Raw genomic sequence first — 17,180 nt, 5'->3', positions numbered from 1 at the left:
TAATAAAAATTATATACAAAAAAAGAGGATAAATCCTCTTTTTTCATATATATCAAATTAAAAACTGTTCTGATTTTAAATACTGTTTTTTGATTATTGTCGTTAACAAAATATACATCACCAGTAAAATAAATACCAATATTATATAATATCCTGGCAATTCTCCAAATTTCATCATTTTCGCAATACTTGGCACAAATGGTAACACTGTTCCAAAAATCGATGTAAGAATTGTGGATAAAGCAACTATGACTGAAGGTCTTTGTTGTAAAAATGGTATCTTTGGATCACGCAATGCATGAATTACAATCTCTTGCGTCCATAGTGATTCAATAAACCATCCTGCAGTAAATACAGTCGCAAAAATAGTTTTTTGACTTGCAGCCAGTTGGCTATATTGCCCACCAGCAACAGTTGGACATATAACAAAGAACAATAAAGCAAATGTTATGATATCAAAAATAGATGACACTGGTCCAAAGTAAAACATAAATTTTGGTAATTTTCGTGTACTCCACTTACGTGGAACATCCAAATATTGTTTATCCATAGTATCGAATGGAATAGACAAGCAGGACGTACCATATAGTAAATCTAAAATTAATAACTGTAATGGCAACATAGGTAGAAATGGTAGGAAAGAAGAGGCTACTAAGATCGATAAAATGTTACCAAAATTAGATGACAATGTAATCTTAATATATTTCATGGTATTACCGAAAATCTGCCTACCAATACGAACACCATTTTCCAGAATTAATAGATCCTTATGTAATAAAATAATATCGGCAGATTTTTTAGCAATATCGACTGCTGTATCTACAGAAATGGAAACATCTGCTGATTTCATAGCAGGTGCATCATTAATTCCATCACCCATATAACCTACAGTATGTCCATTCTCCTTCAATAATTGAATGATTCTAGCTTTCGATTCTGGTGATAATTTCACAAAAATATCACACTCTTCAACCATTTTCTTCATTTCTTCATGAGTCTTGCCAGCAAAGTCACTATCAGTATAAATAGTGTCTACATTTAATCCTACCTGCAACCCTACATTACGTGTAACAGCTGCATTATCTCCAGTAAGGATTTTAATTGTTATTCCATCATGCTTCAGATTTTCAATAACCGCTTTAGCACTTTCCTTAGGTGGATCTAAAAATGCCAAAAAGCCAATTAAAGTCAATTCACTCTCATCATCAACTGAGAATTCCCCAACAGGTGCTGGATTCATCTTATATCCTAATAAAACAACTCTTAACCCATCATCATTCATTTCAGCAATATCCGCTAAAATTTGTTTCTTTCTTTGCTCGGTTAACGGTTTTACTTGACCATCTACCTCCATTTTAGTAGAACAGGATATCATCTCTTCAGCTGCACCTTTAGTAACTAAAATATGTTCATTGTTATCATTAGCAACAACAACACTCATTCTTCTACGTTTAAAATCGAACGGAATTTCGTCAATTTTGTTATAACGATGTTGCAAATCATTAATATCCAACTCATCACCAGCGGCTTCGATAATAGCCTTATCTATCAAATTTTTCATTCCTGTTTGATAGTAAGAATTTAAATATGAAAGCTCTAGTACATGTTTTTTCTCTTTTAAAGCTAGATTGTAATGTCTTTCCAAAACAACTTTATCTTGCGTCAAAGTTCCAGTTTTATCAGTACATAAAATATCCGCAGATCCAAAATTCTGAATAGAATTCATTTTTTTGACAATGGTGCCATGCTTAGACATCTCAACTGAACCTTTAACAAGGTTACTAGTTACAATTACTGGTAGCATTTCTGGGGTTAAACCAACGGCAGTAGCAATAGCAAAAATCAAAGCACTTAACCAATCACCTTTAGTTAAACCATTAATTAAAAATACAAGAGGTGCAATCACAGCAGTCATTGTTAATAAAAGTTCCGAAATGTGCTTAATACCAACATCAAATGTTGTCTCTTTAATATTATTTTTAGAAATACTTTGAGCAACACGACCAAATACTGTATTATCACCAGTCGCAAAGACTACTCCCATTCCGGAGCCAGAAACGATGGTAGTTCCTTCGTATAGAATATTTGGATAATCTAAATATTCATCTATTTGAGCATCCGTTGGCTTAATATTAGCTATTTTTTCAACAGGTCTAGATTCTCCATTCAATGAACTAGACGAACAAAACAAGTCTTTGCTTCTTAATAAACGCATATCGGCAGGAACCATATCACCTGCAGCAACATTAATAATATCGCCAACTACAACTTCTTTAGTAGGATATTCTCGATCTTGGTTCGAACGCCTGATATTGGTAGTAACAGAAACCATATTAAGCAATGCTTCTACTGCATCATTAGTTTTAACATTTTGCACAAAACTGGTGATTCCTGATATAAATACCATAGTCAACATGATAATGACAGTACTTAAATCTTTATCACTTGGTGCCACAAAAATATAATTTGTGAACAATGACATAGTAGCTAAAATTAACAATACTATAGTAAAGGGTGTCAAAAATGCTTCAAATAAGAAATGCAACTTATTATTATGCTTATCAACTGCAATTTCATTGGGACCATTTTTGGCTAATCTTTTACTAGCTTCTTCTTGAGTTAAACCATTAAGAGTTGTCTGCATACGATATAGCGTCGCGACTTTGTCTTCTCTGGCAATTTTCTTAACTAAAGAAGTATCATTGGTCTGATTCTTTGGCGAAGTATTTATCTTTAACATTCTATTCAACATCCTTTCTACTACAAACTGAAAAAAGAGACCAATACGAAAACTGTATTGACCCCTTTTTCTCCAAGGCGAATATTAATTCACTCGTCGTTCAGTTTTAACACTACGTGACGTAACGTTACTACAAAGTTAGTAACCAGCTGTCTGGGGAGGGCCTTAAATCGACGATCCCTGTTTAACCCGTTGGCATCTCTGGATGTTGCTGGGCAACAGCATATTTTCACGTAGGAGTCTCACCTAACAGTTCAAATTCATCTATTTAGTTGTGACATAATCATTCTAAGAACTAAGATTAAAAATGTCAAGTTTATTTTGCAATAAATCACAATGAGAATCTTCTGCGTTGCGTATATGTAATTATAAAGGAGAAGATTACAACCACTACTACTGTCCAAATCAAATTATTTCTTTGCGGATGAAGTATTTTATCCATTTCTTTTGATGTCAAATCGGAACTATCAAAAGGTAGATTATATTCTTGATCAATTATGGTATATATAGCATTAACAGCTTTTTCCAATCCTTGATTTTGTTTAATTTTATCATTGCTTCGCAAATATTTACTTACATATAAAATAATGGCATTACATTTACTAACAGATAAAATTTTTTGCATTTTTGACCCCACCTTAATTCTAAGATCGTTATCCATCAGCAATATCAACACCTGATTATTTTTAACCTTTTGAACCTGTTCAGAGTGTTGAGAAGGCATACTAATCAATGTCAATCTTATTTTTAGCGGTGTCTTAGCATAACATTTGTTTTTGTGATTAATCCGTTCAATTAATTTATCAGAAACTTTAATCGGACCAGATGCTACAGCTGAAACTGAAGTAAAACATAATGAAATCCACAAAACAAAAACAAATAATAATACTCTAGTTTTCATATCTCTAAGCTTTTTTCTAAATTATGTAGATATTTTCTATCTATATTGATTTTTTGAACCTTGATATGTTTGTCAGATAAAAGGGCCATAACTAGAGGATTATCACGATAATCATAATAATAATTAACTTCTACAATCCCTGCTTGAACTAACGCCTTTGTACAATTGAAGCATGGAAAATGTGTAACATAAATTGCACACCCTTCAGTAGAAATACCATTTTTAGCACACTGAATTAAAGCATTCATTTCAGAATGAATAGTTCTAACACAATGTCCATCAACCATTAAGTGCCCCTCATCATCACAATGAGGCTCCCCAGTGACACTACCATTATAGCCAGTTGCTATCATCCGTTTATCTTTAACTAAAACACTACCTACAAGTGCACGATCACACGTTGAACGTTGCGAGATTACGAGAGCTTGCATCATAAAATATTGTTGCCATGAAATTCTATCACGTACCATTTTATTATTTCTCCCAAATTATTATTTATGGTCAAAATAGTTAAGGCCAATTGCTTCTCTAACTTCTGCTAAAGTTTGATTGGCAACTACATTGGCTTTACGTGATCCTTCTTGCAACATCTCATATACTTCAGCAGTATTTTGAGCAAAATTTGCACGACGCTCTCTTATCGGCATCAATTCAGCTTCTATTACTTGGTAAAGATATTGTTTCAATTTAACATCACCTAAACCACCTTTTTGATATTGTTCCTTTAATGATGCAACTTTATCTTTATCAGGATCAAATACATCCAAGTAAGTAAATACTGTATTGCCTTCCACTTTGCCAGGATCTTGAACGTGAATATGATCAGGATCAGTATACATAGACATTACTTTTTTCTTGACAGTTTCACTATCATCAGACAAATATATCGCATTATTTAATGATTTAGACATCTTAGCGTTTCCATCAATACCTGGCAACCGCCCATGTCCCTTAGGAGGAAAATATCCCTTAGGTTCAACTAAGATTTCTTTACCATAAACACTATTAAATGTTCTAACAATTTCTCTAGTTTGTTCCAGCATAGGTTCTTGATCATCGCCTACTGGAATAATAGAGGCCTTAAAGGCTGTAATATCTGCAGCTTGTGAAACTGGATAATTTAAAAAACCAATCGGCAAAGAATCGTTAAATCCTTTCTGTTTGATTTCATTTTTAACAGTTGGATTACGTTGCAGTCTAGCAACAGTAACCAAATCCATAAAATATGCCGTCAATTCAAATAATGCTGGAATTTGTGACTGAACAAAAATAGTAGATTTCTCAGGATCTAGTCCAACAGCTAAATAGTCTAATGCGACTTGAATTAAGCTGTTTTTAATTTTTTCCGGATTACGGGCATTATCAGTCAATGCTTGCGTATCAGCAATCATAATATATGGGGCATATTCACCTGAATTTTGTAATTTAACACGATTTTTTAATGATCCAATATAATGTCCAATATGCAACTTACCTGTAGGTCGATCCCCAGTTAGTAAAACTTTTTTCATAAATATTATCTCCTTAGCGTAGTCCAATCATAATGACTACATTTTAGCAAAAAAGGCAATTGCTTTAAATATATTATTGTTATCTTCATGCCTAGATGCAAATAATCAATTGTCAAAAATGGGAATATCATGCTATAATAGCTCTTGTTAAGCGGGTATAGTTTAATGGTAAAATACCAGCTTCCCAAGCTGGGGATGCGGGTTCGATTCACGCTATCCGCTTATGAAAAGAGACGGTCTAAGCCGTCTTTTTTTTTATAGCAAAATAATCCAAAAGATACTATTTAGTATTGCAAAATAAATAGTCCAAAGAAATGACTGTGAATATAAATAAAATAAGGCCAAAAAATAGCCAAAGGCGAAATTAATAATAAACCATAGCAAAGAAAATTGAAGATTAAGAAAGGCAAAAAATAAGGCTGACATTAAAATACCTACCATAGCATGAAAGAATGTTTGCTTACGGAAAAAGTAATTAAAGAAAAAGCCAATCCCTAAAAACTGTTGCATAACCGACAAGAACAAACCTTGATAAATTATCAATAGCCAAAACAAATCATTGTTTTCATGTTGCAGGTAAAATAACTGATTCCTAGTAAAAGGTACATACTTTTTAAATTGAAAATAAGCTATCAACAAACGAAAAGCAATTAACAAAATTGTTGCCCCAACAATTAATTTATAATCACTTGCTAGTGTTATCTCTGTCTTTTTCTCAAAATAGCGTTGTTCTTTATTATATCTTCTGGTATAAAAAAACAAACCGAGGAGCACAAAAATTAAAATAGGTATATCAATTAGCCAATTAACACGAGCAATATGAATTACCTGATAAATGCAGGCATATAAAAATAAATAAATAACTAAATAGACACTATAACGAACTATATTGCCTTGAAAAGATTTTGGAGTATTCACAGTCTTCATTCCTTTGTTTTATTCTTAAGTTATTATATCAAATACAGCATTGACTAACATTGACATCAATAATTTTTTAATCCATACTTTGAAATAACTACAAGACATGAAAGAAGAAAAAGATGAATAAAAAGGTAACTATTGCCTGTACTACTGGTCTATCTGCATCGATATTAGTAACAAAAATTAAGCAACTAATAACAGACGACGCAATCACAATAGAATCGACTACAGCTTCACAAATCGCCGATATAATCAAGCAGCAAAAAACCGACCTATTATTACTTGCTCCGCAACTAGCATACCTAAGAGATCAGGTTAATGAATTAATTTTACAAAAATCAAATAATAAAATACTAGTTAGATATATCAGCATAGATCTATACAGCCAGCTCAATGCTAATCAAACTCTAGAGCAAATCAAAAAAATATTGTAAATAAAAAAATTTTTTAGACTATTTAATTAAATAAGTTTAAAATGAAGGTGTATAGTATTACACTCACATCACAAAAAAAGGCCTTCAATGTCAGGTCTTTTTTTGTTGTTTCAAAAATAAGGTTTAATGGACTCATAAGTCGCTTAAATGAAGACACAAAATAATTAATAAAAGTAACTAATCCATGAATATAAAAACAGGTGGCTATATAATATAACCACCTGTTATGCGTCTGTTGGCAAGTAATTAACTGCCTTGTTGCGAACTTTTTGTAGACGCAATTCTTAATAAATATATCCTGCTGACATACCACAACCCTCCTTTCAATAAATGAATTCATCTAATAAATAGTTATATAAAATATCTACTTCCTTAGGTAATGGTTTACAAGTGACAGATTTTAAAATATCTGTAATCCTTGAATAACTAGTATCAATGTCAATCTGAGAAACAAATTGAACATATGCCTTAGGATAAAATAAAAAATATAAAAACTTAGCTAATCCATACTTGTCTGAATTATGATACTTCATTTGAATAACTGGATTATAAAATCCATATGTTCCTGCAGGATTAACTTTTCTTCCTCCAAAATTAGGTAATCCAGATTGGGATACTGCATAATTAAAATCTATGATTTTTAATTCTAAATTTTGAGTAATTATTACATTATTAAACGAAACATCTCTAAACATAATACCTAATTTATTGAGATTAGTTATAGAACTATACATTTGATTAAAAATATGCATTTTTTGTGAATTAGATAATTTATCTAATTCACCATCTAAAGCCATCTCATCCAAAGTTCTTCCATCAATATACTCAGTTACCAGAAACACTGAGGTATCTACATAAAATGTATCTATAATATTTTCATAGTGGGAATTATTTTTTATCTCATTCATATTTAAAATACTACTAGTACTTAAAAGTCTATCATTCTCATCAATACCACTAAGTTCTAAATTATAAAGCTTAGTCGCATATCTAATTATGACTTTTTTTCTAGTACTGATATCAAGGCCCAGAAATACACCTGTAGGTCCCATCTTTTTTAATACTTTTAGTATTAAGTAATTACTGGGGAGTTGATGTAAATGTCTCAAAGTATAATCTGGTATTGTCTCTGCATCTTTAAATGGTTTTAATTGCTTATCTCTCTTGTCTATATTTCTGCTATCTAAAAGCAAAGTTCCAAATCGATAATAAACGTTTGAACTTAACTTATAAGAAAAATCAGAGCCAACTGGGATTCCAATATCATTGTGAAAGAAATAATACAATATTTCTAAAGTATTAAGTACTTTGTCCTGTGGTGGATAAATTGTAATAAATTTTCCTACCTGACTATTACCATAATAACCCATGTTAAGTTTCTCTAAGTTTGAAATCGAAGAAATAATTTTAAAATCTAATTTATAACGTTTATTTAATTTCAAAAATTTCTCTGCAATTTCTAAAGCGTTGGTAACAACTGCACTAATATGTATTTTCCAACCATAATCAGCAACTATAGAGTGTGCATAACTTGGATAAGCCCAAATATCTTGAGAACTTTGTTTTTTTATATTATTAATATTTAAGAAAATTGAATATTTTTTAGATAAATTGCTTTTCTTCACGGCACAAAACCTTGTTCTTCATTATCCAATTGTGCTAATAAATACATTCCATCGATATATCTAATAATCAAATACTCTATTTTATCTGTTTGAATAATATGTTCACGAAAATATTCTCCTAATTGAGAAATACTGTATCGTTTTGATCTTGGCTGACGATATGAATTTATGATAAACAGATTATATTCATAATAAATTCGAGTTTTAATTAAAATAGTGTTGTTTTTATTTATTTCACAAACTATTCTTTTTAAAGCATATGTCAGCGAACTATCTGGTTCTCGATATATTTCATTGAAGTTCATTATAATTTTATATTCTATTAAATACTACATTCTTCTATTGGTACTACATCTTTGACTGTGAGCTCCTGATAGTGCACCAACAGCTTGAGAATCATTTAAACCCAATACATTCAACGCTTCAACATCACGTGATAAAAGTGCTTTACGCTCTTCAGAAGTAATATGTAATTTTTCTAAAAACGCAACAGGATCTGCTAAAAATTTACTAATTATTTTAGGATCATCTTGTAATTGTTCTATTAATTTTTTGAATTCTTGTGACATCATTTAGACATCCTCCTTTAATCTTTCGCTTGAAATAATATTAGCATTAATATATAATTAAAGTCAACATAAAATTGGCTTTTTAATAATAAAAAAATAATTTTATGTTTTTTAATTAAAGAGGAGATGTAATTATGATTGATGTATCAAATTTAACAATTGGGTATAAAGACACAACCGTAGTTAAAAACTTAGATTTCAAACTAAATAAGGGGGAATTTATAGCTCTAATAGGGGCTAATGGTGCTGGCAAATCTACATTAATTAATACACTTATAGGAATTAATACTCCTCTGAGTGGAAAGATTAGTTGGGAATTAAAATCTACTAAAAAGAATATGTTTAATGACGTTGGTTTTAGTCCACAAAGTCAACTAATAGATTGGTATACAAATGTACTAGATAATGTAATTCAAGGACCATTACTTGCCGGATATGATTTACGTACTGCTCAAAAATATGCTAAAGAGGCTTTACAGCTCCTAGATTTATACAGTCTAAAAGATAAAGCTGTAGACCACATTTCAGGTGGTCAACAACAACGAGTTCAAATTGCTAGAGAAATAGCTAGAAAACCAAAATTATATATTTTAGATGAACCGACAACTGGATTAGACGTTGAAACTTCTGAAAACTTATTTAAGTATTTAAAAAAAGAAGTAGAAAAAGGAGCTCTAGTATTAACATCTTCTCACGATTTAACGTTATTAGAAGATTATGCAACTCAAGTTTTATTTATTAATGACCATGCTCAAAAATATTTTGGTTCATTAAATAACTTTTTAAACGATAGCACGAGTTTAAGAGAAAAATACCTAAAAGAAAGAGGAAAATAAATGAATCCAAAACAATTTAGACATCAATCATTAGGTTTGAAATCAATTAAAATAGTAGCAAACAATGAGTGGCGAGCATTTAAGCATAATAAGGGCTTACTTTTATCTATGTTAATGGAACCTTTAATCACTTATGGTTTACTCGTTATGGCATTGAATGAAAATTTATCAGCTGTTCATTATGCAGGATTAACAATTTCTTATAATAAATATGCTTTAACTGGTGTACTTACATTTTTCATGACTACGCAAATGTCTCAAGCAATGTATCGTTCAACAGTCGATAAAGAATATGGTTTATTAGCTATTAAATTTACTAATGGTGTTCAGCCTTGGCATTATATTACTGGAATGAGCTTTTTCCCAATGATCGGCCTTCTTTTTCAAAGTAGCATTTTACTTATTTTGGGAGGATTTACAGGAGGTATTTATAATATTGGTCTCCTGTTACTATCCTTTTTAGTCTTGTTAATTTCACTAGAATTTTGGTCTGCATTAGGAATCATTTTAAGTACTAGAATTTCCTCATATGAACAGCGTGATGTAGTTATGACTCTTCTATTTTCTCCAATTTCATATGCTGCTCCTACTTTATATGTATTCAATTCGCATTCACCATTTATTATTAAGGTGTTGTCAGCTATTAACCCATTGTCTTATCAACTAAAGGCAATTCGTACTGTTGCGTTTGGTATTTTCAATTGGATAGATATTTTAATTGCAATTGTTATCACACTCTTTATGATTGTAATTGCTCAATTTATCCTTAAGCGGATGCCATTAACATTATCTGAAAGATAAAATGAAAGAATGTATACCTTATTTTATTAAATCTAAACGTAAAATTATTATCTATTTACATGGCGGACCTTTTTTTGAAATAAAGACACCTTTGGAAGATCCTTTTGCCACCTTTTTTTCAAAAAAAGAAAACCTAATTTTATTAAACTATCCAATAAAAACAGGTGAAGGGGGCAAAAAAGATTTTGATTGGCTGTATAGCACGTTTAAAAAATTAAAGTCTTATTTTCCAAATTATAAGTTTTATCTAATTGGAGAAAGTTACGGTGCTTATTTATGTAGCTTATTTTCTCAATTTTCAATTTTTGAAAAAATCATTTGTATAAGCGGATTTTCAAGTATTCAATACCAGCAACTTTTTTCTTCAGAAAAAAGTTGGTTGATTTCTTATTTAAGTCCTAATGCTATTGATTTATTATATCTGGTGCAACACAATATGATTAAAACGAAAATTTATCTTATAAATGGTGATCAAGATATAACTACCCCTTTTCAACAAATTACTACATTAAATTGCTTAAATACATCTTCTAATTTGATAACTTATATTCTTAAGGGATTCAATCATAGAGAAAGAGGTGCAAAATTAGAAAAAGTAATTAAGCTAATTAATGGGATTTTATATAGTACGACAGAATAATAAAAATTATTTTCATAAAAAAGCATCTATCAAAAATGATAGATGCTTTTACTATGCAAAGTTTTAACTCTTTTAAAAAATATTGATATATTATTTTGATTAGTACAAATTTATTTTACAGAAATAATCCGAACTTGATAACTACCAGCAGGTGCATTTACTTTGACTAAATCTCCTGCTTTTTTATGCATTAAAGCTGCACCTAAAGGCGAATCAAATGATATCTTATTGTCTATTACATCAGCTTCTAAGGTGCCGACGATTGTATATGGTTCTATTTCTACTTCATCTTCAAATTGAATTTCAACTTGAGACCCTAAATCAATTACACCATCATTATTTTTTTGTACTATTTGAGCATATTGTAATTGCTTATTCAAAAACCGCAACCGACTTTGTAAATGCCCCAGATCTCGCTTAGCCTCAGTATATTCAGAATTTTCGGATAAATCTCCTAAACTACGAGCTTCTTGCAAGATCTTTATTCGCCTGGGACGATCCTTTTTTAATTCAGCGATTTCAGTTTCAATTTTTTTATAACCTTCCGGAGTCATTTTTTGAAAATAAACCATATTAATATATTACCTCATCATGTTATATATCAGCTTGAATTATATATTACGACATGTTGTCCAGAAAAACAATCCAGCACTAATTATACTGTTGCATTTACGTATTACAATGGTATAATTGACATCAAAATAGATTGGATATCAAAATATGGAGGAAATACTATGAAATATCAAACTTCTAGCAAATTAATTATAATTAGAGCAATCTATTCAATTGTTATGATAGCTATTTTGGCAATAATTATTGGTTCACAGTATCTCTTAAAACTTAGTTCAGAAATGCATAATATAATTACATATTTAGCAATAGTATTAATCGTTTTTTTATTAATCCTTATGCTCATCTATACCCCCTTAGAGTATAAAATGTTAGGTATCAAAATAAATGATAGTGGTGTTATCATACATCGAGGCTTAATCATCAGAAAGAAAATTTATATTGCCTGGTCCAAAATTTATACAGTTACTAAGTCCAATGGACCTCTTGAATTATTAACAAATACTAAAAGTGTTAGTGTAGTTACATTAGCCAATGAAATAACTATTCCTGCTATCAATAAAAAACAGGCTGACGAATTTATTAAATGTATGAATCAAGCTATTAAGGAGCATACCAATGAAAACACGTCATACTAGTCCCTTACCTATTTTTTTATATTTACTCTTGTGTATTATAATCACACTGATATTTAGCTGGTTATACTTGAAACATGCCCAATTTCTACATGATTTATCATATGTTAAATATATTTTTTTAGCTCCACTAACCAACCTATTCATGTCAATCTACTACTGGCTAAATTTTAAATATTATATTGATAATGAAAAAATAATCATTCAAAAAGGTATTTTCAATATTAGTCAAAGACAATTTCTAATTAAAAATGTTAGACAATCTAATCAACATACTCCAATAATCTTTCGTATTTTTAAACATACTAATCTAGTTGTTGATACTGGTGTTAACTCCGATGAAGAAGGAACCCTGAATTTCAATTGTATTAGTTTAATAGAATGCAAACGAATTAAAGATCTGATTAATCTGGGTGGAACTAATGAAAGTAAATACAGCCTTAAACAATTCATTAAAGGCGACTTTATTGCTAATCAAAATGAACGTTTGCTATTTAAAACCAACATTTTAGATGTAATGTTGTCATCACTTACTTCAATTAATATTGTTGCATATATAAGTATTATCGCCATCGTCACTTCAGTAATAGATAATATTAATTTGCGTCATTATCTTCCTAACTTTATCTATACATATATTAAAAATAGTACTTTATTTTGGTCTACAGCAACAATATTGGCCTTATGCTTTTTACTAATTAATCAATTTATTATATATGGTAATTTTAAATTGCTAGATGATAAAGATACTTTTTATAGTATTAACGGTTTTATTGAACATAGAACCAATTCTTTTAAAAAAATATATATCAAAACAATTGCTATTCGACAAAACTTAATTATGCAATTATTAGGTATACATACTGTTGAAACGTATTCAGCATCGCCTGCTATCCCACAAGATAATAATGCTAATAGAAATACATTTCTACCATTTATTAAAACGACACCGATGTACGAAAATCTACACCAGTTTTTTCCAAAGTTTTCTTTTAAAAATATCGCTTTAGAAAATAATTCTGCATTATTGAAACGATTAAGCATTATATTTTTTGTACCATTTATTATTCTATTAATAATTGCCATTGCTAAGCAAAATTTATACATATTTATCATTTGTGGAGTTATTCTGATTAGCTATCTAATACAAATAATACACATGATTTTTACAAATATTATCATTTCTAAAAATACAATCATCTCGAGAACTGGAATGTTAAATAAAATATGTCTATACACACTTATTAGTGATGTCGAATTTTTTGCAATAAAACAAGGTCCGTTGCAATGGCTACTTAATACATACTCAATCACAATAGTTATACGTAAATCTCCAGTTGCCTTTATTACCATTCCTTTTATTCCACCGATAAAAAAGCAAGAATTATTAGATGAATTAAAAAAAAGATAAGACTAGCAAAAACATATTAATATAACATATAATAAATATATTCATTAAAAAAATTAAAGGAAAATTATAGATGGCTCATGAATTAACATTTGAAGAACTAAAAGATTTTCAAGAGAGCTTTAATAATGCACGAAATAAAGTTGTTGCACGTGCTGCAATGAAATCTGGATTATTAGAAGCTTCATTTAATCCTGAATTAGGAGATAAATTAAATCATGTATTTTCTATTGAAGTAGATACAGAAAATGTAACTAATCAACAACAATCAGGTCGTTGCTGGTTATTTTCTACATTAAATACCTTACGACATGAATTCGGTGTAAAACATAAAGTTAAAAATTTCACTTTGTCCCAAGCATACAACTTTTTCTGGGATAAAATTGAACGTGCTAATAGATTCTACGATGAAATCATCAATAGTGCTAACCAACCTTTAGAAGATAGAACTGTACAAGAATATTTAAGATTTGCCGGTGAAGATGGTGGACAATGGGCAATGGCTGCTTCTCTAGTTCAAAAGTACGGTGTAGTGCCAAGCTATGCTATGCCTGAAACATACAACACTAATCATACTGCTGCTTTAGCAGAATCTTTAGGTAGAAAAGAACGCAAAGATGCTTTAGTCTTACGTAAACTTGTGCAAGAAGGTAAACTTGAAGAAGTTGAAGCAAAACGCAAAGAATTCTTAAACGAAGTATATCGTATGACTGCTCTAGCAGTTGGTGAACCTCCGAAAACATTTGACTTAGAATACAAAGACGATGACAAGAAATATCATTTGGACAAGAACTTAACACCAGTAGAATTCTTCAAGAAATATATTAACTTTGACTTCTCAGATTACGTTTGTTTAACTAACGCACCTGACCATGAATATAACAAATTATACTCATTACCATTTGAAGACAATGTTAATGGTGGTATTCCTATTACCTTCTTAAACGTTCCAATGGATGTTTTGCGTAAAGCAACTATTGCTCAATTAAAAGACAATGAAACAGTTTGGTTTGGTAATGATGTTGGCAAGCAAAAAGATAATAAAACTGGCTACTTGGATACTGACTTGTACCAATTAGATCAACTATTTGACGTCGACACTACTATGACTAAGAAAGAACGTTTGGAAACTCGTGAAGGTACTGTTTCCCACGCTATGACTATCACAGGTGTAGACTTAGATGGTGAGACTGTCAGAAAATGGAAAGTAGAAAACTCCTGGGGCGACAAAATTGCTACTAAGGGTTACTTTACAATGAGCGATCAATGGTTTGAAGAATTTGTTTATGAAGTTGTTGTGCACAAGAAGTACTTAACTGATGAACAAAAGCAAATCGCTCAATCTGAACCAGAACCATTGAAGCCTTGGGATTCCATAGCATAACACAAATATAATAAAAAACCCGAATTTTTATCCGAATTTCGGGTTTTTTATTATGTCTGAATCAAAGCAGTATAAAAACCATACTCCGATAAAATATCGAAATATGGTTTTAAATACATCTAATGAATCAATATCAACTTTTTGATTACCAGATAACTACACGTTTTTCTGGATCTAACCACATACCATCTTCTGGTTTAACATCAAATGCCTTGTAGAATTCTTCTTGACATTGTGATTGAACATTAGCTCGCTCTGGACCAGGAGCATGAACATCAACTGCAACTTGCGTTTTAATCGATTCACTATATTGTTTGTTTGCCCACACACGTGCAAAGTTTTCAAACAATTCTTTCATATCACCATGTTCAATCTTATTGGCTTCAACAGCTGCTGTTAGTCCGCCTTGATCAGCAACGTTTTCTGAAACAATTTGCTTACCATTTAATGTAACTGGACCATATTCAATCCCATCGAATAAATCAATTTCAGCTTGTGTACGTTTTTTAAATTCAATGGCATCTTGCTCTGTCCACCAATTCTTCATATTACCAAATTCATCAAACTTAGCACCATTGTTATCAAAAGCGTGAGAAATTTCATGAGCAATAACCACACCAATACCACCATAATTTGTACTACGGCTTTGCTCTAAACTGTAAAATGGCTTTTGTAAAATAGCAGCTGGGAAGGTAATATCATTACGCTGAGGATCATAACAAGCGTTAACTAAATGTCCTGGCATTAACCAAACAGTGCGGTCTACTGGCTTATACAATTGTTCTAATTCGTACTGCAATGATGCTTGTGAGATCTTACTCATATTTGAATACAAAGTCCCGCCTGTTTTTTCGGTCATGATTTGCAAACGATTGTAATATTCCTTAATTTTGCTAGGATATCCTACTTTCAAAATTAACGCACGCAACTTAGTGATTGCTTTGTCTTTAGTAGCTTGAGATAACCATTCATTTTCAGCAATACGTTTTTCATATACATCAATCATATTATGGATCATATCTAACACATCAGCTTTAGCTTCAGATCCAAAATATGTTTGACCATAGTAAACTCCAACAACTTCACTAAAAGCACCACTAGCAATTCTGTATGCTTGTTTCTCACCAGCAGCTAATTCGGGTTGTCCTGATAATGCTTGACTAAATGGAAAAGCTGCTTCTCTAAAGTCTTGGGAAAGGTAACATGCTACATCATTAATAAATTCAACTATTAACCAACCTTTAATTTCATCAAAGAGGTTATTATTAATTAATTTTTCAACATTATCTAGATATCTTGGTTCTGCAACAATGATTCTATTTGGCTTTTCAGGGAATAATTCGTTCAAATATTGATCAATTTTAAATGAACTGAATTTTGCTTCAAAATCAGAAATATCAGTTGGATTATACATTGCTGGATAATCTGCCCACTCTTCTGTAGATTTTACTACTTCAGCTAAACGGGCATCATAACTAATAGCATCTTGAACATATTTTTTAGCAACTGTTTCATCAATACCAGCCATATGTAACAAGTTAATAGATTGCTTTTCAAAAACATCTAAAAGCTGCTTAGCCGAATCAGTCTTATAAACAGTAGTATCCGGCAAAAATAGACCTGGACCACTAAAATGCAACGCATTAACTTTAGTATTTTTCATATCAGTTTGTACACTAAAATTGAATGGTAAAGTAAAAGCAGCCTTCGTTAAATCTGCAGCTTTTAAATTGAAATCGTTTAAATCACGCAAGCCTTCTAATAATTTTAAATCTAATTGAATTGGCTTAGCACCATCGGCATTTCTTTTTTCAAAATTATTGGCAATCTTATATAATTCTACCGCCTTATCAAAATTCTTAACCTCAGGTAACTCTTTAGAAGCTTTGGCAAATTCAGAAAAATCTTTCATAAGTTGCTTTTCCAAATTTTCATCTATTTTATCAAAACTTCCAGTGCGTGAACGATCTGAAGGAATTTCAGCCTTTTTTAGCCATTCCGAATTAACCGCTAGATATAAGTTGTCCTGAGGACGTGCATTAGTATCTGGTTCAATAATATTACCAATACCACCACGAATATTTATATTTGTCATTAATTTTCCTCCTTTAAGTAAACTGTTACTTTATATGATAGCATGATTAAAAAGCTTGGTATAGTCAAAATATAGTTTAATTTTTCTTTATTATGAAAAAAGTTATGATA

17 protein-coding genes, 1 tRNA gene and 1 riboswitch are annotated in these 17,180 nt (G+C 30.7%); of the genes, 8 read left to right on the top strand and 10 right to left on the bottom strand.

The annotated features are described in order from the left end of the window. Nucleotides 1–52: 52 nt before the first annotated feature. The 4 genes from mgtA to trpS form a co-directional block, all read right to left on the bottom strand. Nucleotides 53–2,740, bottom strand: coding sequence for a magnesium-translocating P-type ATPase (mgtA, locus tag HMPREF0520_RS02815; protein ID WP_006729399.1), 2,688 nt, complete (start codon nt 2,738–2,740; stop codon nt 53–55). 84 nt (nt 2,741–2,824) lie between these two features. Then, a riboswitch (M-box (ykoK) riboswitch) is annotated at nt 2,825–3,001 on the bottom strand. A gap of 70 nt (nt 3,002–3,071) precedes the next feature. Next, nucleotides 3,072–3,641, bottom strand: a complete 570-nt coding sequence (locus HMPREF0520_RS02810; RefSeq protein WP_006729398.1) for a TPM domain-containing protein — start codon at nt 3,639–3,641, stop codon at nt 3,072–3,074. Beyond that, on the bottom strand, nt 3,638–4,111 hold the full coding sequence (locus tag HMPREF0520_RS02805) for a ComE operon protein 2 (RefSeq protein WP_006729397.1): 474 nt from the start codon (nt 4,109–4,111) through the stop codon (nt 3,638–3,640). Before HMPREF0520_RS02805 ends, HMPREF0520_RS02810 begins: the two co-directional genes overlap by 4 nt. Before the next feature lie 21 nt (nt 4,112–4,132). Continuing rightward, on the bottom strand, nt 4,133–5,152 hold the full coding sequence (gene trpS, locus HMPREF0520_RS02800) for a tryptophan--tRNA ligase (protein ID WP_006729396.1): 1,020 nt from the start codon (nt 5,150–5,152) through the stop codon (nt 4,133–4,135). A 151-nt stretch (nt 5,153–5,303) separates the two neighbouring features. Here trpS and HMPREF0520_RS02795 point away from each other — a divergent pair. Continuing rightward, a tRNA-Gly gene (locus HMPREF0520_RS02795) sits at nt 5,304–5,374 on the top strand. 33 nt (nt 5,375–5,407) lie between these two features. Here HMPREF0520_RS02795 and HMPREF0520_RS02790 read toward each other — a convergent pair. Beyond that, nucleotides 5,408–6,079 (bottom strand): CPBP family glutamic-type intramembrane protease, encoded by a 672-nt coding sequence (locus HMPREF0520_RS02790; RefSeq protein WP_006729395.1) that lies wholly within the window; start codon nt 6,077–6,079, stop codon nt 5,408–5,410. A 113-nt stretch (nt 6,080–6,192) separates the two neighbouring features. Between HMPREF0520_RS02790 and HMPREF0520_RS02785 the strand changes: the two genes are divergently transcribed. Further along, nucleotides 6,193–6,507: a PTS sugar transporter subunit IIB gene (locus HMPREF0520_RS02785; RefSeq protein WP_006729394.1), complete on the top strand. Its 315-nt coding sequence runs from the start codon at nt 6,193–6,195 to the stop codon at nt 6,505–6,507. Between the two features lie 323 nt (nt 6,508–6,830). Here the strand turns inward: HMPREF0520_RS02785 and HMPREF0520_RS02780 are convergent, their stop codons facing one another. The 3 genes from HMPREF0520_RS02780 to HMPREF0520_RS02770 are packed head-to-tail and all read right to left on the bottom strand — an operon-like array spanning nt 6,831 to nt 8,704. Continuing rightward, entirely contained in the window at nt 6,831–8,132 is a 1,302-nt protein-coding gene (locus HMPREF0520_RS02780; RefSeq protein ID WP_006729393.1) for a class III lanthionine synthetase LanKC N-terminal domain-containing protein, read from the bottom strand. After that, nucleotides 8,129–8,437 (bottom strand): hypothetical protein, encoded by a 309-nt coding sequence (locus HMPREF0520_RS02775; RefSeq protein WP_006729392.1) that lies wholly within the window; start codon nt 8,435–8,437, stop codon nt 8,129–8,131. Before HMPREF0520_RS02775 ends, HMPREF0520_RS02780 begins: the two co-directional genes overlap by 4 nt. Before the next feature lie 24 nt (nt 8,438–8,461). Next, nucleotides 8,462–8,704, bottom strand: coding sequence for an arginine deiminase (locus HMPREF0520_RS02770; RefSeq protein ID WP_006729391.1), 243 nt, complete (start codon nt 8,702–8,704; stop codon nt 8,462–8,464). Nucleotides 8,705–8,835: 131 nt separating this feature from the next. Between HMPREF0520_RS02770 and HMPREF0520_RS02765 the strand changes: the two genes are divergently transcribed. From HMPREF0520_RS02765 to HMPREF0520_RS02755, 3 genes are read left to right on the top strand one after another with little or no spacing between them, the layout of a single operon-like run. Then, complete coding sequence (locus tag HMPREF0520_RS02765; protein WP_006729390.1) at nt 8,836–9,537, top strand: metal ABC transporter ATP-binding protein; 702 nt, start codon at nt 8,836–8,838, stop codon at nt 9,535–9,537. Then, nucleotides 9,538–10,338 carry an ABC transporter permease gene (locus tag HMPREF0520_RS02760; protein ID WP_006729389.1) on the top strand — a complete coding sequence of 267 codons (801 nt, stop codon included), beginning with the start codon at nt 9,538–9,540 and terminating at the stop codon, nt 10,336–10,338. Between the two features lies 1 nt (nt 10,339). Further along, nucleotides 10,340–10,978: an alpha/beta hydrolase family protein gene (locus HMPREF0520_RS02755; RefSeq protein ID WP_006729388.1), complete on the top strand. Its 639-nt coding sequence runs from the start codon at nt 10,340–10,342 to the stop codon at nt 10,976–10,978. A 110-nt stretch (nt 10,979–11,088) separates the two neighbouring features. On the opposite strand, the gene greA is transcribed toward HMPREF0520_RS02755, so the two are convergent. Then, nucleotides 11,089–11,550, bottom strand: coding sequence for a transcription elongation factor GreA (gene greA / locus HMPREF0520_RS02750; protein WP_006729387.1), 462 nt, complete (start codon nt 11,548–11,550; stop codon nt 11,089–11,091). 162 nt (nt 11,551–11,712) lie between these two features. Between greA and HMPREF0520_RS02745 the strand changes: the two genes are divergently transcribed. From HMPREF0520_RS02745 to HMPREF0520_RS02735, 3 genes are all read left to right on the top strand, one after another. Beyond that, nucleotides 11,713–12,186 carry a PH domain-containing protein gene (locus HMPREF0520_RS02745; RefSeq protein WP_010221985.1) on the top strand — a complete coding sequence of 158 codons (474 nt, stop codon included), beginning with the start codon at nt 11,713–11,715 and terminating at the stop codon, nt 12,184–12,186. Continuing rightward, nucleotides 12,167–13,594: a PH domain-containing protein gene (locus HMPREF0520_RS02740; protein ID WP_006729385.1), complete on the top strand. Its 1,428-nt coding sequence runs from the start codon at nt 12,167–12,169 to the stop codon at nt 13,592–13,594. Before HMPREF0520_RS02745 ends, HMPREF0520_RS02740 begins: the two co-directional genes overlap by 20 nt. A gap of 70 nt (nt 13,595–13,664) precedes the next feature. Beyond that, nucleotides 13,665–14,975 (top strand): C1 family peptidase, encoded by a 1,311-nt coding sequence (locus tag HMPREF0520_RS02735; protein WP_006729384.1) that lies wholly within the window; start codon nt 13,665–13,667, stop codon nt 14,973–14,975. A gap of 145 nt (nt 14,976–15,120) precedes the next feature. Here the strand turns inward: HMPREF0520_RS02735 and HMPREF0520_RS02730 are convergent, their stop codons facing one another. Continuing rightward, nucleotides 15,121–17,070: a M13 family metallopeptidase gene (locus HMPREF0520_RS02730; protein ID WP_006729383.1), complete on the bottom strand. Its 1,950-nt coding sequence runs from the start codon at nt 17,068–17,070 to the stop codon at nt 15,121–15,123. Nucleotides 17,071–17,180: the final 110 nt, after the last annotated feature.

Origin of the sequence: Lactobacillus iners DSM 13335 (assembly GCF_000160875.1) — a bacterium.
GTDB lineage: Bacteria > Bacillota > Bacilli > Lactobacillales > Lactobacillaceae > Lactobacillus > Lactobacillus iners.
Note: the sequence above shows the minus strand (reverse complement) of the source record. Positions and strands in the feature narration are given on the sequence as shown.

What these genes read in the sequence shown, in the direction of transcription:
- mgtA (WP_006729399.1), bottom strand. Translation starts at nt 2,740, where the DNA reads ATGTTAAAGATAAATACTTCGCCAAAGAATCAGACCAATGATACTTCT.
- HMPREF0520_RS02810 (WP_006729398.1), bottom strand. Translation starts at nt 3,641, where the DNA reads ATGAAAACTAGAGTATTATTATTTGTTTTTGTTTTGTGGATTTCATTA.
- HMPREF0520_RS02805 (WP_006729397.1), bottom strand. Translation starts at nt 4,111, where the DNA reads ATGGTACGTGATAGAATTTCATGGCAACAATATTTTATGATGCAAGCT.
- trpS (WP_006729396.1), bottom strand. Translation starts at nt 5,152, where the DNA reads ATGAAAAAAGTTTTACTAACTGGGGATCGACCTACAGGTAAGTTGCAT.
- HMPREF0520_RS02790 (WP_006729395.1), bottom strand. Translation starts at nt 6,079, where the DNA reads ATGAAGACTGTGAATACTCCAAAATCTTTTCAAGGCAATATAGTTCGT.
- HMPREF0520_RS02785 (WP_006729394.1), top strand. Translation starts at nt 6,193, where the DNA reads ATGAATAAAAAGGTAACTATTGCCTGTACTACTGGTCTATCTGCATCG.
- HMPREF0520_RS02775 (WP_006729392.1), bottom strand. Translation starts at nt 8,437, where the DNA reads ATGAACTTCAATGAAATATATCGAGAACCAGATAGTTCGCTGACATAT.
- HMPREF0520_RS02770 (WP_006729391.1), bottom strand. Translation starts at nt 8,704, where the DNA reads ATGATGTCACAAGAATTCAAAAAATTAATAGAACAATTACAAGATGAT.
- HMPREF0520_RS02765 (WP_006729390.1), top strand. Translation starts at nt 8,836, where the DNA reads ATGATTGATGTATCAAATTTAACAATTGGGTATAAAGACACAACCGTA.
- HMPREF0520_RS02760 (WP_006729389.1), top strand. Translation starts at nt 9,538, where the DNA reads ATGAATCCAAAACAATTTAGACATCAATCATTAGGTTTGAAATCAATT.
- HMPREF0520_RS02755 (WP_006729388.1), top strand. Translation starts at nt 10,340, where the DNA reads ATGAAAGAATGTATACCTTATTTTATTAAATCTAAACGTAAAATTATT.
- greA (WP_006729387.1), bottom strand. Translation starts at nt 11,550, where the DNA reads ATGGTTTATTTTCAAAAAATGACTCCGGAAGGTTATAAAAAAATTGAA.
- HMPREF0520_RS02745 (WP_010221985.1), top strand. Translation starts at nt 11,713, where the DNA reads ATGAAATATCAAACTTCTAGCAAATTAATTATAATTAGAGCAATCTAT.
- HMPREF0520_RS02740 (WP_006729385.1), top strand. Translation starts at nt 12,167, where the DNA reads ATGAAAACACGTCATACTAGTCCCTTACCTATTTTTTTATATTTACTC.
- HMPREF0520_RS02735 (WP_006729384.1), top strand. Translation starts at nt 13,665, where the DNA reads ATGGCTCATGAATTAACATTTGAAGAACTAAAAGATTTTCAAGAGAGC.
- HMPREF0520_RS02730 (WP_006729383.1), bottom strand. Translation starts at nt 17,070, where the DNA reads ATGACAAATATAAATATTCGTGGTGGTATTGGTAATATTATTGAACCA.